The sequence below is a fragment of the Microbulbifer maximicatervae (SeqCode) genome (assembly GCF_052468095.1).
Genome location: NZ_CP174332.1, coordinates 4,685,349 through 4,709,676, shown reverse-complemented (window position 1 = coordinate 4,709,676; position 24,328 = coordinate 4,685,349). Strand labels below are relative to the sequence as shown.

The following is a 24,328-nucleotide window of genomic DNA, read 5'->3' as shown; positions in this document are numbered from 1 at the left end:
GTAGATGATTTGCAAAATACAGTTGGTATTTTTGGTAAGTTGCCGGGTCACGGGGACTTTGTTCAGCGGCAGCTGCCAGGTAGTTTTGTCACTGTATGGGATGGCTGGTTACAACGAGCGGTATTTGGATCTCGTGAACTCGTTGGTCAAGAGTGGTTGGACTACTACTTGACCAGTCCTGTTTGGAGGTTTGTCCACAGCAAAGGCATCATTGATGCCAATGCGTGGGCCGGAATTTTAGTACCTAGTGTGGATAGTGTTGGGCGCTATTTTCCGTTGACATTTGCTGCTCCGCTATCCCCGGTAGTGGATGCATTTGCTTTTATGTCTGATGCTAAGAGCTGGTTCCAGAGCTTGTCTGAATTAGCAATTACATCGCTGCAAAATATGCTACATGCAGACCAGTTATGTGAGGCATTTAGTGCCCCCCCTGACAGGGCGGGCATTATCTCTCTGCCTCCAGCACAGGGAGACTTTGTCGTCTCCACAGGCCAATCGAATACTCTGGAAAGAGGTTTTGCAGGTCTATTAGGGCAGATGAGCAAAAGTAGCTACTCCGCATATAGTCTGTGGTGGAGTGAGGGGTCTCAACACTTGGCCCCGACAACCTTGCTGTGCCCATCATTGCCAAGCCCTGAGCTCTATAGCTCAATGCTTGGTGTGCAGTTACAGAAGAATATAAGTTAGGATTGAGGGCACAGCGTGAGACAGCTGGTTATCTTGGATAAGAAGAAGCATCGCAATTGCAAATTAATCAAAAGTGATCTTTCCCACAGTAAGAATTCGCATATTTGCCCAATCTTATTGCCTGAATTCATACCGGTGGCGCGTGCCTGTCCTATTATATTTGCTCGATCAAAAGAGACGGGAAAGCTTGAGAGCTGTGCATTACTTGGCGTAACACCTGGAGAAAACCTTTTTTGGCAAGAGGGACAATGGCAGGGTGATTATATTCCCGCATCTATTCGCTCTTATCCCTTCTATTTAAAATATAAAGAAGGTGACTCTTCCAATGCATTTGTTTGCGTTGAATCGTCTCTATTATCTGAAGACGGAAATAGTTCTTTAGGTGTTAGGTTGTTTGAAGAGAATGGGAATCCAAGTGGTCACTTATTGGAAGCGCAGCGCCGCTTAGAGGATATCCATCTTAAAAAGACGCAGGTTTGGAAGTTTGTCGGTATTTTGCAGCGGAATAATTTGCTGGTAGAAAAAGAAATAAATATAGACTTGCCAGGTGATGTTAAGCATAAATTAACAGGTGTTTATTGTATTTCAGAGAAGAGATTGGGAGAGCTTGATTCTGCAGCTTTCCTGGAATTGCGTGAATCAGGTTGTTTACCTTTTATTTATGCACATCTTTTCTCCTTGCAGAAGTCGACAGCTTTAAGTGCGCTGCATAAAAAATTTCATGCGAAAATTCTTCACTGATATTAAGAGTGGATTTTTGCTTTTTACCTATGGATTTGTTGATCAGAACGTTAATTTAAGAAAACCTATAAAGTTTGATTGAATTTAGATAATTGTATTAGAGGTTCTGGTTGTAAAGTGAGTATCAGAGCAGGAAGCTAAGGTTACTGATATGTCTTACAGAATAATTTTTACTGGGGAGATAAGAGGTTCTGTAGAGCGGCGCTATGCAATTGCTGCATTGGGGCGTGAATTTGGTTTGGGCTTTAGTCAAATAAAAGGACTGCTGACTGGGGCAAAATCTCAAATCAAGGCTACGGAAGATAGAAGGGAAGCCTGCCAGCTAATGAAAAAGTTCTGGGAAGCGGGATGGCATACTCAGCTCTGCTTGGGTGATCAATTAATACACTGTACTGAAAAGTCTAGTAATTGTGGTGACCCTCCGTTACCTCCCGCTCTAGAATTTTTGGAAAGTACTGATGGCACAGTTTCTATTGGTATTCCAGCCGGTTGGCAAGGGTTTGACAATCTGAATAGGGAAGCTGTGATTCAGGCCGGAAGTTCAGAGTTAAGTCGCTATTTGATTGTACTAAAGCAAGATCGATCTCTGCTTCCCCACGATTTGTCGATTGAGCATTTCGGTAAAGCACAAATACAGCAGTGTCTGACTAGAGTGGAAAATGGCGTTATTATATCCGGGCCTGAACCACTGATAAGCAACAGTCAAAATGGCCATATTTATGAGATGTCTGCTGAGGTTGTAAAAACACCAGTTCGCTATTTGGTCACTTTCTTTCAGAGCCCGGATAGTTTCTATTCTGTGTTTTTGTGGTCATCTCTTGAGAACTTTGAAAAGAGTAGGTCTGAGTTTTTGCATATTTTTGCCACATTTAAACTTGTGACTAGTATGGGGAGTTGCGATTCAACAGCAGTTCCTATGTAATGGCTTGGAATAAGAAGCCAAAATCTAACAAAAATAAATAGCGTAAAATTGTCAACTGAACATGTTTTTTAAAGTAATAGGTACCAAGCGCATTATTTGCCTTGATTAGATATCTACAACGTGTACTCTTCTCAGAATTCTGATTAAAGGATTTGATTCGGTATAAGGGCCTTTTTTGATGGCATTCCCAAACACGATAAATATCGATGAATTAGTTGCTCCAATCTCAGAGGATAATCCCGTAGGGGAAGATATCCGAGAAGATCGTTCGCCAACTTCTGATTATTACTCGATCAAAGATGCTCGCAACAGTGCAAGAGCTGCTGAACGCTCCGCAATGTTCGATGATGCAGACACAGACCTACTTGCACCTTGGAGGGATGTAGCAAAAGCTGCAGAAAATATCCTAGGGAAAAAGAGTAAGGACTTGGAGGTTGCCAGCTGGTATACCGAGGCCTTGATTCGCTTACATGGCTTTATTGGCTTGAGAGATGGCCTGCAGGTGATCGACTCGTTAGTAGAGCAATATTGGGAAGGTCTGTATCCCTTACCAGACGAAGACGGCCTTGAGACAAAAGTAGCACCCCTGACAGGTTTGAATGGTGATGGTGGTGATGGCACCTTGCTAATGCCTATTCGCAGTGCCGGTATTACTCCCGAAGGGGATTATGGGGACTATTCATTCTTCCAATTCCAACAGGCTCGGGATGCTGACAGAATTGCAGATGACGATGCCAAGGCTGCTCGAATAGAAACACTGGGTTACAACCTTGAGCAGATTGATCAATGTGTAAACAGTGCGAGTGGTGAATGGGCTCAAAACCTCGTCCAGACAATCGAGGCAGCGCTGGGGCACTTTAAGACCATAAATGATAGCCTGCGACAAAGCTGCGGCCATGATGCCCCCCCATCCACGAATATTTCATCTCTATTGGATGAGGTGTTGCGGACAAGCCGTTTTATTTATAAGACGCACTTGGAGTCTATGGAGCAGACTCAAGAAGATGTGGCGCCTGAATCATCAGAAGTGCCTGCTGGGGAAGTTCAAGCTGGAAATGCAGCTGCAGCAGCGGTTACTTCTGTGGCTGCCTCTGCTGTAGCTGTCCCTACCGGTCCGGTAGTGTCCAGAGAAGATGCCTTAAAATTGCTTGAGCAGGCGGCAAAGTATTTTCGTACCTATGAGCCGCATACGCCGCTGGCGCCCGGCCTGGAGAGGCTGATAGGCTGGGGACGAATGACCGTTTCACAATTGATGTCTGAATTGCTACCTGATGATCAGTCGAAGGCGCTTTACTCCCAGTTGACGGGAGTTCGTCTCGATGGCACGGATACACAAAAATATATAACCCCACCAGTGACTACAAGTGGCACGTCATCAGCTCCTGCGGTTGCCGCAGATACACCTACTGAAAGTGTATCCGCGCCAGTCTCTGATGAAGGTTGGGGTGAGCAACCGCAAGAAGAAGCCAGCACTGGTTGGTAATTAACTGAGAACAGCAGTCCCTAAAGTCGGAAAGGAGACCTTAGATGTCTGAAAGCATCCACAACAAACTTAAGCGCGTGCGTAAGCCGCGTGTACATATCACTTACGATGTTGAAACTAACGGAGCCGAAGTCAAAAAGGAGCTTCCTTTTGTGGCGGGTGTTATGGGTGATTACTCTGGTGATAATGCCGAGAATCGCAAGGCACTGAAAGATCGTAAGTTTATCCAAATTGACCGCGATAACTTCAACGACGTAATGGGTAAAGTAAACCCAAAGTTGAACTTGCAGGTGGAAAACACCCTGACTGGTGACGGTAGCAAGATGGCTGTTGATCTCGACTTCAACAACATGGACGCCTTCTCGCCGGAGCAGATTGTTGAGCAGGTTGAGCCACTAAAGCAATTGCTTGAAGCCCGTAGCAAGCTGCGTGATCTGCTGAGTAAAGCTGATCGTTCTGAGGAGCTTGAAAAAGTACTTGAGGATATTCTCAAGAGCACAGAAAACGTCAGCGCTATCTCTGACCAGTTGGGCTTGAATGAGGATAAAGGAGAGGACTCAGAATGAGCACTGAAGTAGAAAATGTTGCAGGAAGTGAAGCTGAAGAGCAATCGGCGAGTCTCCTAGATCAGGCGATTGCGGCAACTAAACAAACTGAGCCTCAAGAAGCACAAGACTTGCTTGCGAATTTGACAGAGCAAGTAATGAAAGGGACGGTCACCTGGGATCGCAACCTGACCCAGACCATCAAGAAAGCTGTTAGCGCGATTGATAAGGCCATGTCCCAGCAGCTGTCTGCGATTTTGCATGACGAGAAATTCCAGAAGCTGGAAGGATCATGGCGTGGTCTGAATCATCTGGTCATGAACTCGGAAACTGGCGCTACCATGAAAATCCGCATGCTCAATCTGAGCAAGCGCGAGCTCTTCCGCGACCTGGATAAGGCAGTTGAGTTCGACCAGAGCCAGACCTTCAAAAAAATCTATGAAGAAGAGTTTGGTACTGCGGGTGGTGAGCCATACGGCGTAATGATCGGGGATTTCGAGTTCACCAGCCACCCTGAGGATATCGAGCTTCTGAGCAAGATGTCTAATGTTGCTGCGGCTGGCTTCTGTCCGTTTGTTGCAGCTGCCGGTGCCGGCATGTTTGGTTTTGATGACTACACGGAACTTTCCAAGCCGAGAGATCTGGGTGGTATTTTTGAATCCGCCGAGTACATCAAGTGGCGCAGTTTCCGTGACAGTGACGACTCCCGTTTTGTCACCTTGGTAATGCCGCGTACCCTGGCCCGTACCCCTTATGGTGCTAACACCAAGCCGATTGAAGCTTTTGACTTTGAAGAGTTTGAAGTGGATGAAGACGGCGTTTCCCGTCCAGCAGAGCACGATCAATACTGCTGGATGAATGCTTCTTATGTTATGGGCACCACCATGACTCAAGCATTCGCTGAGAACTCCTGGTGTACTGCAATTCGCGGTGCTGAGGGTGGTGGTAAAGTAGAAGGATTGCCATCTCACGTGTTCAAGAGTGACGATGGGGATCTCGATCAGAAATGCCCCACAGAGATTGGTATTACCGATCGCCGTGAAGCGGAGTTAAGCGCTCAAGGCTTCTTGCCTCTGTGTCACTACAAGAATACGGATTACTCGGTATTCTTTGGTGCTCAAAGTGCGCAAAAGGCGAAGGCATACGATGACCCTGACGCCACTGCTAACGCAGCTATTTCTGCTCGCTTGCCTTATTTGATGGCGACCTCTCGTATTGCACATTACCTCAAGGTAATGGCTCGCGATAAAGTGGGTTCCTTTATGGAAGCTGGTGATTGTGAGCGCTGGTTGAACAAGTGGATCTCCCAGTACACTAACTCCAACCCCGACGCGAGCCCTGAAATGAAAGCGAAGTACCCGCTTTCTGAGGCGCGAGTAGAAGTAAAAGAGATTCCGGGTCAGCCTGGATGTTACAGTGCGATTGCCTATCTGAGACCCTGGTTACAGATGGAAGAATTGACGACGTCCTTGCGTATGGTGGCAAATATCCCATCTGCGGGATAAGGCTCCGGGCCCGCCTCTAGGGGCGGGTTCTCTCTTCACATGGCCTTGTTCAAGGCCTGCGTTTTACCATTATTTATTCAAATAATAATTCTTGTTGGAGTATACCGGTGCCCCGTGCAGCACATGACCAAATATCGGAAGATCAATCAGATGTTCTACCGGAGAAATTGGCGAGAGGGCAGCAGAGAGAGCTACATAAATTTCTGCAGGAACCGGATGATCTTTTTGCATTTGAATATTGGCTCACAGAATTATCCCCCTGTACAAATAGGGATAATTATTCCGTTCGCCATTATCTGAGTCGAATTATCGCCGAGTTGGACGAACTAATCTGTGACCAGCTGAATTGTATAATTCATCACCAGAAGTTTCAGAGACTTGAAGCGAGCTGGCGGGGGATATCCTTATTGGTGTTTGATACACCCCACGCTGAAAATATTAAAATCAAACTCTTGGATGCCAGCTGGAAAGACCTCGCGAAGGATATAGAGCGGGCCCCGGATTTTGACCAATCTGGGCTGTTTCATCTTATATATAATGAAGAGTTTGGTACTCCAGGCGGCGAGCCATTTGGTTTGTTACTTGGAGATTACTATGTATCCCATCGGCCGCTGCCTGACCACCCTTATGATGATGTATTTACTTTGCAGGGCATCGCGCATACTGCAGCCGCAGCCTTTGCCCCGTTTGTTTGTGCATCAGCACCGCAACTTTTTGGTGTAGACAACTTTTCGGATCTAGCAAAGCCTATCAATTTTTCAGAAGTGTTCCGTCAAAAAGAATACATTCGGTGGAATGGCCTTCGGGATCTGGAAGACAGCCGATTTATCGCTTTGACACTTCCTCAAGTTTTGATGAGAGAACCTTATAATCAGGAATTTTCATCCTATCGTGGTTTGAGGTTTCAGGAGCAGGTACGGGCATCCCATAACCAGAATTATTTATGGGGGAATGCCTGCTTTGCATTGGGTGCCGTACTGTTAAGAGAGTTTAGTGAAGTTGGCTGGTTTTCACATATTAGAGGGGTTGCACGTGACCATCTGGGCGGAGGGCTGGTAACCCAGCTTCCAATGGTGCCTTATAGGCCAGATAGTACTCCTGGCATGATCCGAATGGCCACTTCAATTTTGGTAACTGATTTTGCTGAGCGGGATTTAAGTGACTTAGGGTATGTATGCTTGAGTCATTGTTACGATACTCCTTACAGCGCCTTTAATAGTGTTCCATCACTTCAAAGGCCGAAGCAATACACATCTAAAGCAGCCACGGCTAATGCGCGTATTAGCTCTATGTTACAACAAATACTTTGCGCATCTCGATTTGCTCATTATATCAAGGTAATGATAAGGGATAAGGTGGGTGCCTATATGAATGCTGCAGATTGCGAACGGCAGTTGCAGCATTGGTTGGATGAATACACAACGGGAAGGGATGACCTTTCCTGGGAAATGCAGGCTCGATACCCTCTACGGGAGTCTCGGGTGCAAGTAACGGATGAACCAGGCAAGGCGGGTAGCTATCAAAGTGTGATTCATCTCAAGAGTCATTACACCGTTGACCATCTTGTATCCGAGCTAAAACTTACAACCGCATTGGCAACAATCGGCGTCGGAGCTACCTAATTAATATGGTTAGAGAGAAGCGATTATTGGCCCCGGTATTGGATCGATTATTACAATCATCTAGTAAATTGGATGTACATCAATCCCATCAAGTGTTGAGGCAGTTGCGTGAAGGGGTGCGTCGTGATTTGGAATACTTGTTCAATACAAGATTTAAATGTATTTCCGCACCTTCAACTCATGAAAGTTTAGAGCAGTCAAATATTAACTACGGGTTACCAGACCTATCAACAGTCAATCTTTCCTCTGCCGCTAGCCGAAAACAGTTTTGTCGAGATATTGAAAAAACAATTTTAAATTTTGAGCCCAGAATACGTTCGGTAAAAGTAACCACCCAAGACAAAGTGGATGTCGAAGATCCTAGTATACGCTTTCGTGTTGAAGCTGTATTACATGTAAATCCAGCGTCGGAAGTTATTGTATTTGATTCGGCACTCAACCCAGTTACCCAGCTGGTGGATGTCTCTGAGATTATGTGATGAGTGAAAAATTAATAGATCTCTACGAGCGAGAGCTCGCATTCATTCAGCAAACTTCTGCTGAATTTGCAAAGATGCACCCAGCTGCCGCATCCCGACTTCAGCTGGATGCAGACACAGTTGATGATCCTTTAGTAGGGCGACTGTTGTCCGGCTTCGCTTACATGAATGCTCGGGTGCAGCAAAAGCTGAGTGATGATTTTCCGGAGTTAACGGATGCAATGCTGGAAACTCTGTATCCTCATTATCTTCGTCCAATTCCTTCTTGTGCCATTGTTCAGTTTGAACCGGAAAAGGATTTGGATGCGATAACCCGGGTAGAAACGAAGACGTTACTCGAAAGTGACAGCTTTCAAGGGCAAACCTGCCGCTTTACAACTTGTTATCCAGCAGAAATTTGCCCATTTCAGGCGGTGAGTGCCACCCTGATGCCAAGGCCATTTATCGCTCCGGGCTGTAATGACATTCAGGGCGCTAATGCAGTTTTAAAATTATCCCTTAAAACTTTTAGCCCAAGCATAAAATTTTCTGAGCTAAACCCTGAGAGTCTCCGCTTTTTCCTTCGTGGCCAACCATCTCATATCTATAGTTTATATGACTTGCTACTAAGTAAGTGTGTAAGGTTGGTTGTTGCCAATGGGGAGAGTGATCCAAAGCCAACTTTTCTCTCTCCGGATGAAATATGTCAAGTGGGGCTAAGTCCAGATGAGGGTTTATTGCCATATCCTGATACCGCATTCGTAGGATATCGACTCCTAACTGAATATTTTGCTTTTCCAGAAAAGTTCCTTTTCTTGGATATGTTGAACATTGGTGAGGCGTTAAACGAGAGCTTTGACGACACGTTAAATCTGTATTTTTATTTATCCGAAACTCATGAGGAGTTGGAAAAACAGATTTCTCCAAGCATGTTTGCTTTGGGCTGTGCTCCGGTTGTTAATTTATTTAAACAAAGTGCAGATCCTATTCCACTTAATCACTCGCAGTATAGTTACCATGTGGTCCCTGATGCCCGCAGGAGTGATGGCTTAGAAATATACTCAGTGGATGAAGTTGCGGCAACTAATGGTGATGGAGAGACAACCAGTTACCGGCCTTTCTATGGAATTCGACACAGTCAACATCATGCTGATCAATCTGCATTTTGGTTTAGTCGTCGCAGAGATGTGATCGAAGGAGAGCATCGGAATGAACAAGCATCTGAGATTGATATAAGCTTAGTCGATCTGGACTTTAATCCGCATAGAATTAGTGATCAGACATTAGATATTAAGTTAACCTGCTGTAATCGAAATCTAGCCAAAAAATTACCTAGTGGTAGCGCCCAGCCTTATTTAGAGGTTGTTGACGGTGATTTGCCAGTTAGCCGAATTAGTTGTGTGGTTTCCCCAACGGCAACTATACGACCGCCTCGACGAGAGCGAGGGTATTGGAGGTTAATTTCTCACCTTAACTTAAATCATCTTTCTCTATCAGGTGCAGAGGGATGTAATGCGTTAAAAGAAATTTTTAGGCTTTATGACTTCCGTGACTCTGCTAGTACGCGTAATTTAATCGAGTCATTGTTAAAGCTTAATACTAAACCGGTTACTGCTCCGATTCAGATTGATCAAAGTGTAGTTTTATGTCGCGGCACAGAAGTTGAGATTGAACTTGATTCCATGATGTTAACAGGAACAAGTCCATTGTTATTTGCTAGCATCATAGAGCGTTTCCTGGGCTTATACTGTTCAATTAATTCATTTACAAAACTGATTGCCACTATGAGTGGTCGAGATGGGGAGTTGAAGCGATGGCCACCTCGCGCCGGCGAAAAAGCTTTACTGTAATTGAGCGTTTACGCCGAGAGCCTTATAACTTTGATTTTTTTCAAGCGGTAAGGCTGGTAGAGCGTGCAGTACATCTGGCAGGTACAGGTTTCAGTAAAGAACCTATAGCTAGCGCTGCCCCTCCGACTAAAGAGCTGATTCGGTTTAGTGCTCAATCTGGGTTGTCTTTTGTCAGCTCGGATGTTTTACGTCTAGAGAAGAAAAGCGTTGAACATGAAGAGCCCGATGAAAATGAGACTCATCAGTGGCATATGGAGGTGGGTTTTACAGGGTTAATCGGTAGTCAGGGGGTGATGCCCTATTACCTGACAGAGTTAGTGCAGAGGGAGCTTAGGGAGAACAATACGGCGCTGCGTGATTTTCTGGATATGTTTAATCACCGAAGTATTTCCCTTTTTTATCAAGCTTGGCATAAATACCAGTTGCCTGTGAATTATGAGCGGCAACGCCTGCAGAATTCTCGAGAGCCAGACAAGTTTACCCAGGCTCTTGCGTCCCTTGCAGGGCTTGGTACAAATGAAATGCGCTATCGAATGCCGATACCGGATGAAGCACTAGTTGGAATGGGAGGACACCTTTCCAGTGGACGTTGTTCCGCTACCGCTTTATCCAGCATGATCAAGCATTATTTTGATTTAACGGTAAGTATTGAACAATTCCAGGGACAGTGGGATGAGTTACCGGATGATATCTTGTGCCGACTGCCCAGTGCTCAGGTGCCGAAGGGTATTAATAATTGCTTGGGAGTAAATACCATTCTGGGTACGCACTGCTTCCAAGCCCAGAATAAATTTCAGGTAATTATTGAGTCAATGCCTTATGAGCAATTTATGACTATTGCTCCGGGTACGAAAAAGTTGGAATCGCTTAAGGAGTTTATTCGCTTTAGTGCTGGTATCGAATTGGATTTTGAGTTGTCGGTGACACTTTCAACCAGCCAGGTGGCACCTATCCAGCTAAATAGAAAAGCTGAGAATGAACCTTTACTGGGATGGAATACTCACATGGCTAGTGAACAAGATGGTGAAAGGTTAGTACAAATAACCTTAAGTGCAGACAATATTTCACCTGATGAAGCTTTACCTGCTGCATAAGTAAAATTAACAACATTATTATTTAGGAAAGGATATTCAACGTGATCAATATCGATTTGAAGCGATTGGTTGATACCATGACTCCGCATATGCGTGACTCACTAGAGGGCGCTGCTGGGCTTTGTCTGTCACAGAACCAGTACAATGTTGAATTAGAGCATTGGTTACTGAAACTTTTGGATCAGTCTGATACTGACCTTTACCATCTGTTGGAAAAACACGACTGTAATCCAGCAAATTTTGCCAAGCAGCTGGCTACAGCGATTGCTGGATTTCGGGCCGGCAGCAGCCGTCCACCAGCCCTGTCCCCAACTATCGTAGAAGCAGCGAAGAATGCTTGGATGCTGGCTTCTATTGATTATGGACATAGAGCAATCAGTTCCGGACACTTTTTGGCTGCGCTTTTACTGGAAGAAACTTCTCGTCGCCAGATTTTAGAATCCTGCCCAGAACTGAAAGAGATAGCTCCAGAATCGATTCGCGAAACCGCTCGTGCAATGTTTGGACAAAGTGGAGAGTCTAGCCATATTAGCGCTACGGAGGATATGGATGATGGCGCAGCTGCAGTTGCTGCAGCTGCTTCTAAAGCTCCAGCTTTGGACAAATATACAATCAACCTAACTGAAAGAGCGAAGAAGGGAGAGATTGACCCTGTACTTGGTCGTGATGAGGAAATACGCCAATGTATCGATATCTTAACTCGCCGGCGTCAAAATAATCCGATCCTGACTGGTGAAGCAGGTGTTGGTAAAACTGCCGTCGTTGAAGGCTTTGCTCTTCGAATAGCTAGTGGTGATGTACCTGAGCCATTGCGCGGTGTAGCCGTACGCACGCTTGACTTGGGACTTCTTCAGGCTGGCGCCAGTGTAAAAGGTGAGTTTGAAAACCGTTTGAAGTCTGTAATTTCAGAAGTGCGAGCATCTGCAACGCCAATTATTCTATTTATTGATGAAGCGCACACCATGATTGGCGCGGGCGGTAAAGAGGGGCAGGGGGATGCGGCTAATCTCCTGAAACCTGCACTGGCTCGTGGTGAATTGCGTACTTTAGCTGCCACAACCTGGGCGGAATATAAGAAGTATTTTGAACGCGATCCTGCTTTGACCCGTAGATTCCAGGTAGTAAAAGTGGAAGAGCCTGATGAGAGCAACGCGATTGATATGATGCGTGGTATCGCAACCTCGCTGGAGGAGCACCATAAAGTACGCATCCTGGATGAAGCTATCATAGCTTCGGTCAAGTTATCTCATCGTTATATTCCCGGGCGCCAATTGCCAGATAAGTCTGTTAGCTTACTGGATACGGCCTGCGCGCGCGTCGCTCTTAGCCAGTCTGCTACTCCTGGGGCGATTGAAGATGCTCGTATCAATATTGATCGCACTAATACTACCCTGGCTAAACTTGAGCGTGAAAACGCAGCAATGGGTGAGCATGAGGAGCAACTGGCAGAGCTAAAAGAGTTTAAAGCTTCCGAAGAAAAGCGTTTGGAAGTGCTCGAACAGCAATTACTTAAAGAAAATGAACTAATCGGACAGATTCAACAACTCCGCGATCAGATCGATGTAGACTTTATGAAGGCCCAAGGTGGTGAAGGTGAAGATACACCCGACGAGGCCTTATTAGCCGACTATCAGCAACAGCTCAAAACATTAACTGCGGACTTGGAGGTTATCCAGGGGGATACCCCGTTAATGCAGCCAGCTGTTGATGAACAGGCTATTGCCGCAGTAGTTGCCAACTGGACTGGAATTCCTGTCGGCAAGATGGTTAGCGATGAAATTATTGCTGTGAAAACTTTGTCAGAGCGCCTGAATAAACGTGTTATTGGTCAGCCCCATGCTATCGAGGCTGTAGCTCAGGCAATTCGCACTTCTCGAGCAGGCTTGACAGACCCGCGTAAACCGGTGGGTGTGTTTATGTTCTGTGGTACTAGCGGTGTAGGTAAAACAGAGACTGCCCTTGCCTTGGCTGATGAGCTGTTTGGTGGTGAGCAAAATATCACGACCATCAATATGGCTGAATTCAAGGAAGAGCATAAAGTATCTATGCTGTTGGGCTCTCCTCCCGGCTATGTAGGCTACGGAGAGGGCGGTGTTCTTACCGAAGCTGCACGCCGTAAGCCTTATTCGGTAATCTTATTGGATGAGATGGAGAAAGCTCACCCAGGTGTACAAGATGTTTTCTATAACCTGTTTGACAAGGGGACCATTAAAGACGGTGAAGGAAGGGATATCGACTTCAAGAACACCGTAATAATTATGACCTCCAATGCAGGGGAGGATGCAATTAGAGCTATCTTCAGTCAGGTAGAAGAAAAGCCTGAGCCAGACGTATTGATGGATAATATCCGCCCACATCTGCTACAAAAATTCAAGCCTGCTTTCCTCGGTCGAGCAAATGTGATTGCTTATTACCCTCTCGATGATGAGAATCTGGTAGAGATTTGCAGAATCAATATGCGTAAGATTGAAAAGCGCGTTCACGAGCATTACGGAGCTTCCTTTAGCTATGACGAGGATGTTTTGATTAACATCGTTGCTCGTTGTCACGAAGCTGATACAGGTGCTCGTAATATTGAAGTTATTCTGAACAAAACATTATTGCCGGAGTTGGCTAGTGAATGTTTGGATAAAATGGCGCGCGGTGAAGAGGTGAAAGCAATTAAAGTCTCCGCTGCTGAGGATGGGGGGTTTGCATATAGCGTAGTTTAATAATAGTGAAGGCTAGGTGGTGTAAAAGCCACCAAGCCTTCACTAGTATAAGTGTTGATTAAATTCTTTATTTTTAAATAAAAATATATTGTAAGTTTTCGCTCTAGTGACTTATAAGTTTATTCGTCTCTAAATATTGATCTTGCTGCTTTTTCGACAAGAAGATCAATTTTTTGCTTTAATGAGGTCAGAATGTATCGAATAAACTGATATGTTAGATTGATATCTTTTTTAACCTTCATTCCTAGCATAATCATTATCTTCTTGATCAAGTTATAAACCCAAGAAGATAGACTTTTAGAGAAATCAATCCCTTGTTGTAAAACATAAGCTAGCATGTCTAACAGTGTTACACCGGTGGCTATGCCGAATTGTATAGCTATTCCGGTTAGCTTAAGAATTTTCAAGATCACATAAGATATGGCCTTATTGATCATTTCCATTGTGTTAATTGTGAAGCTTATTGGACTATCAGATTTTAGCCAATTTTCAATTTCTGATGGAGAGGTGGGTGGCTCTAGTTCATACATGGTATCCCAAGAGCTAGCTTTATTTACACTCTCTATATATCTAAACATTTTATGATATTCACCTGAAGGTGAATTCCCGGGACTGTTCAGACAATATGCTTTCTCCCCATATGGTAAATGATAAAAGGGCCACATTGGCACCATAGGAACAACATCAGTTTTATGATACACCCGATATATATCTTTACCTTTATTTAATTCGCTGGTAACAAGTTTAACAAAACTTAAAGCCCCAACTCTTGGGCTGCCGAAAGTATATAGTTTTATGTTGTTAGTCGGAGATAGCCCTGATTTTTTTAACCATTCACTGGTAAGTGTTGCTAGAGCCCCTCCAAGGCTGTGTCCAACACAGTGGATTGTTCTAACATTATGACCTAGGGAAGAGATTTTTTCTTTTAACTCTGGCAAGATGCTACCAAAGCATTTATTGAAGCCAGTATGCACAAGCCTATTTGTTTCTGAAGGAGAAAATCCAACAGTTGCATCCGTTGCCCAGTCAAAGTAATTGTCTGTTCCTCTCAGGAGGACGAGTACATCATTTTCAAACTCTCCCTTGCCGTTTGCTACGATACCAAAACCGGTTCTTTTCTTTATAACCCATAATGTCCCTGAATTGCCGTCAATGACATCGTCGTGATTTGAAAAATCCCATTGGTTTTTAAAACGATCAATAGTTGGCGGGGTGAATTTATCGCTTTGAATTTCGTAAACTGAGCTTGCTAATAATGCAGCATCTTTATGCGTAATTGTACTTCCCATCCTAATCCTCCTAACCGTGATATGAAATACCTCGGTGGTTTGTTGCTAATTAACTCCGATAAATAAGTATGAAATACAACATATCTTAACCAGATGGTTTTCTGATCATGATTAAGTGTTAATACGTAGCACACGTGCTGATTATTAGGCCTTTATTGTTAAAGGCTTATTATTTTTATGAGTGGTAGATGTTATGTGGGTAATTGATTAATACTTTAGGGTTGTTAACTGTCTTGTGTTTTAAGTTTGCAGTTGGTGCCCACAGAATTGAATGTCAAATGAATAAATTTGTATTCATCTGTTATTTCGCATTGGAAATCTAGTTTTTTACCCTCAAGTTCAGAGTTCAGTTCTTCGCTTCTCTTTACTGTTTCCCAAATTAAATAATCTTTTCCATTATGGTTAACTATTATTTTTTGATGAGAAACGAACTCTTTGGGAAGCAAATTTCTCTCTAGTTTTGTGAGTGGTTCAAAAGAAAAGTGGCCGTAACTATCAGTTATAGTAATATCTTCATAAGTTTTTCCATCACATTCCACTACTCTTTTTACTGATGTATTTTGAGTTGGGGAGTTTTCATATGTTAAATAGCCATTAACGGGAGAAAAAAGGAAAACCTCATCTTTTGTGAAAATTGACATAGATACTCCGCTAGTGGATGAAAGTATTATTACAATAAATAAAAGAAATCTAGACATTTTCAGCCGCCAATTAATACCGTCGGGCAACCAATAACTATTTTTCCACCATGCCCTGTGGTGTCTCCCATTCTTGCTGCAGGTTTCTTTTGCAGCATTACCGTTGTACTTCCCATGGCGACCGTATCGGGCGGTCCAACACAGGTACAAGTGCTACCAACGGTTGCTGAAGGCATCCCACCGATGATAACGGTGGGTGCTCCTGGGCTTACTACTGGGCCACCCACATGAGGTACTGTGCCGGTGACCATTGGGCATACATGCATATCACCAATACGGGAAGCTGGCTTACCCATAGTTTATCCCTCAACCCTACCGTTTCCGCCTCGTGCTAGATCGAGACCTTGCTCCATATAGCGCATGAACCTTTTGTTTGGATCGACTGGGTCAGATAGCACGGCAGCAAGGGTAACACTGCCTGCGACTGCATGAGCATAAAGGTGTTCTGGCGGCTCTACTACCGGCTCACCTTCGGCTGCTAAGCTCCCATGACACCAACTCGCTGCAGTAGCCGCCCAGCTCGCTGGAGTTTTATGTTTTGTTTTATCGCCGAATAGTTTGCAGCGTAAGCGGGCTTCTTCACTGGGTTTTTTTGCCCAAGTCTCTGCTGCATTAAGCGCATTCACATTGTCATCGTCAGTTTGAGGGCCTTGGATATCTCGGGCCGCGAGGCAAGCCCACCACACGGCTTCCCGCTTTGGTAGGCCATGAGCAAGCAACTTGATCGCGTCTGGAAATAGGCCTGCTTCCACAAGGCGGTTTATGCTGACTTCTGGTGCTGTATCCGGTACCAGATGATCTTCTGCTTCGTCACTAACTTCAAAGTTCTTAAGTAGCTCGTCTGCGGTGAGAGCTTCTACTTTAATGAGGTCTGTCATTGATATATCCCCATCAGTTAATCATGGTTACGCCGCCTTTCAGGGTCAGCATGCCGCCACCTTTAACTTCTGCGGTGGCGTCGCCCTTACAGGAGAGCATTGTTCCTTTGATGGTGATACCAGCTGGAGTCAGTTTAATACTGCTACCGCCGACTTTTAATTCAATAGATGCTTTGGAAGAGATTTTAATCGCACCCATTGCATCAGTAGTTTGAGAACCTTTACTGACCTTGAGTGTGTGATTTCCTGACCCGATAGTGACAACTTGATTGCCTTTACTGACATTGAGTTTCTGATCACCTTTTGAGATGGTGACAACTTCACTGCCATCGGTAACCGTAATAGTCCGGTCTTGCTTAACCTCAAGGGTTTGTTTGTTCTCTATCTTACCTGTTTGGTCATTATGGACGACAAAGTTATGGTCTTTGCCGGCTTCCATATAAAGCTCTTCGCTTCCGCCTTTGTCATCAAACCGAAGTTCGTTAAAGGCGCTACCTTCATACTCAGTTTTCCAGCCACTTTGGGTCGCAGTGTAATTGGGGCCCGGATTATCACCGTTATATACGGCTCCGGTTATCAGTGGTCTGTCCGGGTCACCATTAATATAAGTGACAATCACTTCTTGATTGACTCTGGGGACAAAGTTCGCGCCCCAGTTTTTTCCGGCAAATGACTGCATCACCCGTACCCAACAGCTGTTCTGCTGTGAATTCCATGGAAACTTCACTTTGATTTGGGTGTAGGGGTCTTGTGAACTGTCAGAAGTGGTGGCCTTAACTTCAAGGACACGTGCGACTTGCGGAGAGTGTACTTTCTTCGCAAAAATATTTGGCTCAGGTCTTGGAGTTACTGATGACGGAATACAACTGAAAGTATTGTGGAAATGTGTTTCCGCACTATTGCCGTCTGTAGCAGAGATATGGACGGAAGTAATCAGGTACTTCCCTTTCTCTGACGATATTGTGTGGTCAAAATTAAAACGGCCGCCCGCTGTGAATGAGGGGCAGTCGCTGCGCCCATGGCTCACATCAAATAAAGCTTCTTGCGCTTCCATTGAGCGCTCGGCTAGCGCCTTATGGTAGCTATCTGTAAATTTGTGCTTATTTTCACCGTCAGCCTGAAAATGATTTAGCCCATAAAGGCCGCGCATGTAATTGCTGACATCATTTAGTTGGCTGGTGGTTTTAACTTGCTGCTTATTATCTTTTGTTGCGGTGAACTCACAATAATCTTTCAGTTCAAATCCGCCACCATGATAATTGAAATTTCGCTGCCAGCTACTTACAGTATTTTTTGTCGGATGACTGCCGCTCCCATCGTACTCTATCTGTTCGCTTTCACAGTCATAGAAGTCCTGGCTATCATCACAAAGTACAAGTTCGTGTTGCCCATTTGAGTGCTTGAAGTAATAGGAGATACCCTCTTCAGCCATAAGGCGATTGATGAATTCAAAATCGCTTTCATCAAACTGCACGCAATATTCACGAGTTATGTATTCAGCATTTAATTTAACGCTTAGCTTTATAACTTTGCTGTACTCGCCCAAAACTTCTTCAAGAATCTGTTTAGCAGATTTCTTTTCAAAAATTCTGTTGGAGCCCCCAAGGCTGGTAAACCAAAGGCCAGGTTGAATTGTGGCGCTATAACTTCGCACTCCCTCAGCGTTAACATCGCGCAGAGACAGTTGAGTAACGTAACCATTGATATAGCGAGGAGTTTCTGAGTGGTGTACAGAAACTGTAACAGCCTTGCCGACGATATCTTTCTGGCTTATTGCATGGTCATCGGATAGGAGCTGAAGTTCATAGCGGAAGAGTTTGGATATATGCTCTTCGCCTTGCAGGCTGGTAGCGATTACCGCATCCGTGCCGAGCGGGCTGTCGACTTTAATCAGTCTTCTATCTTGATTTAATGTAGTCATGGGCAGCCCCTACTATCCCTACGGTGCCTTGGAGAATAGTACTAGTTATTATACATTCAGTTATTTAGCTGAAAACTCAATAAGCGCTCAGCTAAATAACTGCTAAATAATGGTCTGCAGAATTTCCTGCAGACCATTGTATATGCAGATCAGATTCTGCTGGCTTACAGCGGCTTGGCTGTTTCCAGGTCGTATCCAACACGCATATTTTTGGGGTTCTTGTTGGTCTTGTCTGCGTGGTTGAGGTCCGCTTCGATTTTAGCGTAGCTCAGGGATACAGACTCAGCCGGAGCGCCACCAGCGGAAGCACCGATGCTGTAGGAGGAAATCAGGGTGTTTTCCAGTTTGTAAACAGCGTACTTCTCTACAGAGTTAGCACCGGTTTGTACTACGTGGATCTCAACGGTAACACCTTCGTCACCGGTTACAGAAGATTTGAACAGACCGCCGGAAGCAGCGTCGATGCGCTTGGTGAAGCTTACTTCGCTCAGGCTTGGGCGAGAAGCTTCGCGGTTTGACATGGCGCCAGCTTCCATGGTAATGCCGCGGCCAACACCGAAGTTGAAGCTGTCAATTTCGATCCAGTCCTCGTAGCCGGAAGCAGTAACATTGCCTTTGATGGCTTTGTTGTTGTAGTTCATGTAGATAGCCATGGGATGTCCCTCATTAGTTGGCGTGTGATGTTGGTGGTTAATCCCTTACCACCGCGATTCGCAGTAGTTCAGGTGGTCGTCGCGGTGGCAACTGTGATGATTTAAACAAAGAGAAAGCTAAAAACAAACTAATTTTCGAGTTATTTAATCGACTCTGGCACTAATTTCGAGAGGCAATTTTATGCTGTTACGATTTATGCCCGTTTGCCCTAATTGACTCTGACACTAATTTAATATTGCTAAAAAGTAACAAACCTCTAATGGGGATAAATAAGTGGTTTGAGTCATGGATATTGATTGACAGTCAAATATCTATTTGAAAGCATTTACTGGTATTTTTTTGATAAGCTTGCTTTGTAATAATATGTAATTCAGCCTTATATCGGAGCGATACTCAGTGTTTTCGGGGGCTGGATCAAAATAATAGTTTGATGGCGTGTTAAGGCAAATTTATTTGAATATTGATTCATTGTTGCCACATAGGCTGTTCGATATACTTCGCACCCTACTATATTGCCTTGCCCATTAGATCAATAACAAAGTTTTTGCGGATTTGGATGTGTCGTAATGGTTTCCCATGGAGGCGGAATTGAACGATAAGACGCGTATTGTTCGGCCGAGTGACACTCCGCCGGGCTCAGGCCAATCAACCAGCGGGCTGACAGAAGATGGTGATATCACCGTTGTTGTGCAGCAGGATAAGACTGGAGCAAATGATCACCCCCCGGTTAAAGGTGCCCAACCGGTAATCCCTTCGGCTGCTGCCAGCTTTAGCTCAGATGCTACTGTCTTTGCGCCTTCCCCTAATCCTAATCGGATGGGAAGTGGGGCTGGGGCCAATGAAGTTTTGGGTGGGGTTTCTGCCGATTCGGCAGTAATACCTGAACCCTTTGAAGCTTCCGGCTCAAATGCAGTGACCAAAACTGTAATCAAAGGTCGATTTGAGCTTGACAAACTCCTGGGTGTTGGGGGAATGGGGGCAGTTTACAAAGCCCTTGACCGCCGTAAATTAGAAGCCAGTGACAGCGAGCCCTATGTCGCTATCAAGCTGCTTAATGATGATTTCCAAAAGCACCCCGATGCTTTTATTTCTCTCCAGCGGGAAGCGCGCAAGTCACAAACGCTTGCTCACCCTAATATCGTAACGGTTTACGATTTTGACCGCGATGGAGATCGCGTATTTATGACAATGGAGTTCCTTGAGGGTGCTCCATTGGACAAGTTGTTGCGCGATCATGCCGATGTTGGGTTGGAGCCCGAGCGTGCCCGCTCGGTATTTTGGGATATCTCCCAGGCCCTGATATATGCCCACTCCCATAAAATTGTTCACTCGGACTTTAAGCCAGGCAATATCTTTGTAACCAATAAAAAAGGTGCAAAAGTATTTGACTTCGGTATTGCCCGAGCTGTTTCTGAAGGGGGAATTGCAAATAAAGCTGGCGAAACGACAGTATTTGACGCGGGCACTCTTGGAGCTCTAACTCCGGCATATGCGAGCCTTGAGATGCTCAAGGGAGCCGAACCGGCACCGAGTGATGATGTATTTGCGTTAGGTTGTGTTGCCTACGAGCTCTTCTGCGGGCGCCACCCTTATGACAAGACACCTGCCGATAAAGCCATGGAGCAGGGCCTACGGCCCAAGCGAATCAAAGGGCTTAATCGCAGGCAGTGGCGCGCACTTGAGTCAGCGCTTGAGCTAAAACGAGAAAACCGCACTAGTACTGTAGAAAAGTTTGTACAGGCGTTCTTTGTCAGCCATACCTGGAAGTGGGTACTAGGCAGTGCGTTTGTCATTTTGTTGGGCGGTGCTGTAGTGGGCTATGGACACCTTCAGCAGCAAAATGCTGTAGAGCAAGAGCGAGTCAGAATCGAGCTCGAGCGCAAGCACGAACAGGAGCTATTGGCCAGGCGTATTGCTGATAAGAAAGAGGCTATCACCCGGTTGATTGGCCTGAGTATTTTGACTCCAGCCTGGGAGCGAGATCTTCAACTGGAGTTGGAGGAGTATTCTGAGCTGAACCCTGCGGATAAAGAGTTCCTGGATTCCTCCCGTCGCCAGGTATCAGAGCTTTTCCTGGCTGCTGCAACCGGTCAGTTAAACCTGGGTAACCTCGATCAGGCCGATGTCATGCTGGCGGGGGTTGCCAACTGGTATGGTGAGTCTAAAGAAGCTGAGGCTATCAAAACTCAGCTGGCGAATGATAGAGAGAATCTGCGCGCTCGCCTTGAAGCGGAGCGGATCGCTGAAGAGCGTGAAGCCGAGCGTATCCGCCTGGCGGAAGAGCGGGCGGAGCGTCGCCGCCTGGCTGCGCAAAAGCAGCAGCAGATTGATGCTGTGCTCGATGATATGGAAGTAGCACTCACCTGCAGCTTCTCCATGAGTGCCACTGCAATAGGTTCACAGTTGTCCAGCCTGGCAAAGCTGGATAGTGCAAAAGCCTTGAAGATCCGCCCAGTGGTGGGCGAAGAGCTGGTAAATTGCGCATCTAATCTTGGCACCAAGGATCCGATACAGACGGAAGCCCTGGTTGATCAATTCAGGGCTCTACTGCCCGCATACCAACCATTGAAAGACTTTAAGCTCGATTTTTGTGGGCACCTGGTTCCTGGCAGCGGCCGGCGTGGTGATCGCTACACCTGTCGTGACCGTCTTGCGGATGGCAGCAAGGGGCCGGCAATGGTGGTGATTAAAGGTTTGAGTGGCAGGCCACTGGCTGTGGGTAAATATGAGGTGAGCAGTACAGAGTTGGCTCAATTCTGCCGCATTGCTGGTCAGTGCGGAGAGCAGACTCCAGAAGCAACGGGCTTGCCGGTAAATAACTTATCCCTGGCAACTGCAGAGGCTTATTTAAGCTGGCTCAGTGATGAGACCGGCTATCGCTACCGCCTACCTTCTGAGCAGGAGTGGTTTGCTGCTGCAAGTGCCAGGGGGGAAGACGAAGTAGCGGATCGAAACTGTCATTTGAAGTATGGCGGTATTGAAAAAGGTGCTGAGTTAGTACCTGCCCGAGCTGGCTCCTCTAACGGGTTTGGATTGCTTAATGCTGTAGGTAATGTCCAGGAGTGGGGATTAGGTACAGAGGGCGAATTGCTCGCTTTGGGAGGTAGCCGCATTGATCCAATGAGCCGTTGTCTGGCAACAACCAAGAAGCTTCATAATGGCCAGCCCGATGAGTTTACCGGTTTCCGTGTCGTTAGAGATGTTAACTAGATTAAACAATTACCAGCGAATATCGATACGATAGTTGAGTTGGTTAGATTAAAGATTAAGAGATTAAAACTGGGGGAAATATGCTTGGGCTAGGAAAAAGTAAGTTGGCATTATTTATAGGTGCTGGCTTTCTTGTATCGCAAGTGCCGGCTTTTGCCCAGGAAGATGGATCTAATTTTCGCAACCGAGTGCGGGAAGCCTTTAATCAGGATACGTCTACTATTAATGAAGTGGATGTAACCCAAGACTTTCTCCAGCGTACTTATGAAGCTGAAGACCCCAACTTAAATACAGAAATTCCTGAAATCTCCCAGAGAAATCAGGGGCCGCGGATTACTGTAAAAGAATTTAAGTTTCATCGTTTAGAAGAATATCCCGAATTTGGTATTTCCCGAGAAACCGTAGAGGAAATGGCAGAGGAACTTCGGGCTAAATTCATGAAAGAGGATCAAATCCTCGCTAGCGGTTATACCGTAGACAACCTGGAAGAGCTTGCAATATTACTGGGTAATATGAATGCTCAATTTAATCCTGGTGGCTTGGGGCCCGCTGAGCTTAAGAAGCTGGTAAGTGTAATTGAAAAACAAAATAAAGAGAGGGGCTTAAGTTATGGCGATCTCGAAGAGATTGCTGCTGAACTGACAAGCTTCTATCGTCGGCAAGGGCTGTTTTTGGCCCAAGTGCAAATTCCCGCTCAAGATGTGGAAAATGGAGTGGTCACTCTTACGGTACAAGAGGGGCTTCTAGGGCAGGTTGTTGCCGAAGATAACGAAGAGTACACAGACGAAAAACTGGCAGAACCCTTTGAAGACCAGCGTGGCCACCTGGTAAATCATGAGAATATCGAGGAAGGATTATATTTACTTAATGACCTGCCAGGCTTAAACGTTACAGGCTACTTTAGTGCGGGTGACAACCCCGGTGAAACCAAGCTTAATTTAAAAGTACGTGAGTCGGATTCCTGGCGTGCTTCATTTAGGGCCGATAATCACGGTTCTCTCTATACCGGTAGTGAAAGGGTTTATGCGACTGTTGACTGGTTGAACCCCCTAGGGATCGGTGATGCTTTAACTTTAGGGTACTTAAAGTCAAACCCAGGGTCTAACAGCTATTATGGCTCTGATCTCGGGCAGTTCAGATACAGCTTTCCTCTGTTCGGCCCTCGCACCCGCCTGGAAATATCGGCAGATCACAATGACTTTAATCTTTTTGATGAAGAAGATGAAGGTAACGTAATTAACTTGCTTGAAATTTCAGGTGTGAACAAAAGTTATGCGCTGTCTTTAGATCATAAGTTTCGACGCTCTAGGGATTTTAACTTCACCGGATCCTTCGGTCTGACAGAAAAGAAATCAGATCTTGAGGGTATTATTGAGTTTACCAGTGACCACGTTTATGGCGGGGAAGTTGGCATCTATATGGATAGCCTTTCTAATGGCTTCCTTTCAATGCTGAATATAGTAAGTGCTACCGCACAGTACGGTGAGCATCAAAATACGGTTGAACCGGGAAGGGGAGATGACTTCAATAAGCTGGCCATTAACACCAGTTCTCTGATCTTCCTGCCTATGCCTTTTACCGATGACCACTCAAGGCTGATAGTAAAAGGAAGAGCCCAATATAGTGAGAGCAACCTGCCTGGATTTGAGCAATTGTCACTGGGTGGAGCCAGTGGTGTGCGTGCTTTCTCCGCAAGAGATTTTTCTGCAGATATGGGTGCAGTTGTTTCCGCAGAGTGGTATGTAAACTTCCCTGAATTTATGAACCCCATCCTGTTTAATCAGCGTTTAAATGACATTTTCCAAGTAGCACTGATTGCCGATGTTGGATATGGCTATGTGAATAACTATGAGGATACCGTGGAGGACGACTGGGCTCGATTCTCCGGTGGCGGAATGCTGTTTAAGATGAATTGGAGTGACAGTTTCTCGAGTAAAGTCTCTGTTGCTTGGCCAATTATGTCTAGCTCCTCGATAGTAAATACTGGAGTTGGTGAAGACGAGCCCACCGTCTACGCTGACTTTTCGATTTTTTATAACTGAATAATTACTGTTTCCTGA

Annotated in this window: 19 protein-coding genes; 13 read left to right on the top strand and 6 right to left on the bottom strand. The window is 45.4% G+C overall.

Annotation, left to right across the window (positions count from 1 at the left end):
- The first annotated feature begins 9 nt into the window (after positions 1 to 9).
- From tagF to tssH, 11 genes are all read left to right on the top strand, one after another.
- Complete coding sequence (gene tagF / locus ACJJIL_RS20880) at positions 10 to 687, top strand: type VI secretion system-associated protein TagF (protein ID WP_444914957.1); 678 nt, start codon at positions 10 to 12, stop codon at positions 685 to 687.
- Positions 688 to 720: 33 nt separating this feature from the next.
- The gene (locus ACJJIL_RS20875; protein WP_444906609.1) at positions 721 to 1,428 is read left to right on the top strand and encodes a SapC family protein; all 708 of its coding nucleotides are present in this window, start codon (positions 721 to 723) and stop codon (positions 1,426 to 1,428) included.
- Between the two features lie 220 nt (positions 1,429 to 1,648).
- Positions 1,649 to 2,350 carry a hypothetical protein gene (locus tag ACJJIL_RS20870; RefSeq protein WP_444906608.1) on the top strand — a complete coding sequence of 234 codons (702 nt, stop codon included), beginning with the start codon at positions 1,649 to 1,651 and terminating at the stop codon, positions 2,348 to 2,350.
- A gap of 178 nt (positions 2,351 to 2,528) precedes the next feature.
- On the top strand, positions 2,529 to 3,833 hold the full coding sequence (gene tssA, locus ACJJIL_RS20865) for a type VI secretion system protein TssA (protein WP_444906607.1): 1,305 nt from the start codon (positions 2,529 to 2,531) through the stop codon (positions 3,831 to 3,833).
- A 44-nt stretch (positions 3,834 to 3,877) separates the two neighbouring features.
- Positions 3,878 to 4,399: a type VI secretion system contractile sheath small subunit gene (gene tssB, locus ACJJIL_RS20860; RefSeq protein WP_413664115.1), complete on the top strand. Its 522-nt coding sequence runs from the start codon at positions 3,878 to 3,880 to the stop codon at positions 4,397 to 4,399.
- The gene (gene tssC, locus ACJJIL_RS20855; protein WP_413664116.1) at positions 4,396 to 5,883 is read left to right on the top strand and encodes a type VI secretion system contractile sheath large subunit; all 1,488 of its coding nucleotides are present in this window, start codon (positions 4,396 to 4,398) and stop codon (positions 5,881 to 5,883) included. Before tssB ends, tssC (ACJJIL_RS20855) begins: the two co-directional genes overlap by 4 nt.
- 107 nt (positions 5,884 to 5,990) lie before the next feature.
- Positions 5,991 to 7,505, top strand: a complete 1,515-nt coding sequence (tssC, locus tag ACJJIL_RS20850) for a type VI secretion system contractile sheath large subunit (protein ID WP_444906606.1) — start codon at positions 5,991 to 5,993, stop codon at positions 7,503 to 7,505.
- A gap of 5 nt (positions 7,506 to 7,510) precedes the next feature.
- The gene (tssE, locus tag ACJJIL_RS20845; RefSeq protein WP_444895421.1) at positions 7,511 to 7,984 is read left to right on the top strand and encodes a type VI secretion system baseplate subunit TssE; all 474 of its coding nucleotides are present in this window, start codon (positions 7,511 to 7,513) and stop codon (positions 7,982 to 7,984) included.
- Entirely contained in the window at positions 7,984 to 9,813 is a 1,830-nt protein-coding gene (gene tssF, locus ACJJIL_RS20840) for a type VI secretion system baseplate subunit TssF (RefSeq protein WP_444906604.1), read from the top strand. The genes tssE and tssF overlap by 1 nt, the downstream gene beginning before the upstream one ends.
- Complete coding sequence (tssG, locus tag ACJJIL_RS20835) at positions 9,777 to 10,907, top strand: type VI secretion system baseplate subunit TssG (protein WP_444906603.1); 1,131 nt, start codon at positions 9,777 to 9,779, stop codon at positions 10,905 to 10,907. The genes tssF and tssG overlap by 37 nt, the downstream gene beginning before the upstream one ends.
- A gap of 41 nt (positions 10,908 to 10,948) precedes the next feature.
- Complete coding sequence (gene tssH, locus ACJJIL_RS20830; protein ID WP_445360673.1) at positions 10,949 to 13,618, top strand: type VI secretion system ATPase TssH; 2,670 nt, start codon at positions 10,949 to 10,951, stop codon at positions 13,616 to 13,618.
- A gap of 119 nt (positions 13,619 to 13,737) precedes the next feature.
- Here tssH and ACJJIL_RS20825 read toward each other — a convergent pair whose 3' ends face one another.
- The 6 genes from ACJJIL_RS20825 to ACJJIL_RS20800 all read right to left on the bottom strand — a co-directional run bounded on the left by ACJJIL_RS20825 (position 13,738) and on the right by ACJJIL_RS20800 (position 19,057).
- On the bottom strand, positions 13,738 to 14,907 hold the full coding sequence (locus ACJJIL_RS20825; RefSeq protein WP_444906601.1) for a lipase family protein: 1,170 nt from the start codon (positions 14,905 to 14,907) through the stop codon (positions 13,738 to 13,740).
- A 224-nt stretch (positions 14,908 to 15,131) separates the two neighbouring features.
- Complete coding sequence (locus tag ACJJIL_RS20820; RefSeq protein ID WP_444895416.1) at positions 15,132 to 15,548, bottom strand: DUF6795 domain-containing protein; 417 nt, start codon at positions 15,546 to 15,548, stop codon at positions 15,132 to 15,134.
- Positions 15,549 to 15,607: 59 nt separating this feature from the next.
- Entirely contained in the window at positions 15,608 to 15,901 is a 294-nt protein-coding gene (locus tag ACJJIL_RS20815; RefSeq protein WP_413664124.1) for a PAAR domain-containing contractile injection system baseplate protein, read from the bottom strand.
- 3 nt (positions 15,902 to 15,904) lie between these two features.
- On the bottom strand, positions 15,905 to 16,483 hold the full coding sequence (locus ACJJIL_RS20810; RefSeq protein WP_413664125.1) for a DUF6931 family protein: 579 nt from the start codon (positions 16,481 to 16,483) through the stop codon (positions 15,905 to 15,907).
- 13 nt (positions 16,484 to 16,496) lie between these two features.
- Entirely contained in the window at positions 16,497 to 18,404 is a 1,908-nt protein-coding gene (locus tag ACJJIL_RS20805) for a type VI secretion system Vgr family protein (RefSeq protein WP_444906600.1), read from the bottom strand.
- 164 nt (positions 18,405 to 18,568) lie between these two features.
- The gene (locus ACJJIL_RS20800) at positions 18,569 to 19,057 is read right to left on the bottom strand and encodes an Hcp family type VI secretion system effector (protein WP_413664127.1); all 489 of its coding nucleotides are present in this window, start codon (positions 19,055 to 19,057) and stop codon (positions 18,569 to 18,571) included.
- Positions 19,058 to 19,646: 589 nt separating this feature from the next.
- On the opposite strand from ACJJIL_RS20800, the gene ACJJIL_RS20795 reads away from it, so the two are divergent.
- The gene (locus ACJJIL_RS20795) at positions 19,647 to 22,268 is read left to right on the top strand and encodes a bifunctional serine/threonine-protein kinase/formylglycine-generating enzyme family protein (RefSeq protein ID WP_445360672.1); all 2,622 of its coding nucleotides are present in this window, start codon (positions 19,647 to 19,649) and stop codon (positions 22,266 to 22,268) included.
- A 104-nt stretch (positions 22,269 to 22,372) separates the two neighbouring features.
- On the top strand, positions 22,373 to 24,310 hold the full coding sequence (locus ACJJIL_RS20790) for a ShlB/FhaC/HecB family hemolysin secretion/activation protein (RefSeq protein ID WP_445360671.1): 1,938 nt from the start codon (positions 22,373 to 22,375) through the stop codon (positions 24,308 to 24,310).
- Positions 24,311 to 24,328: the final 18 nt, after the last annotated feature.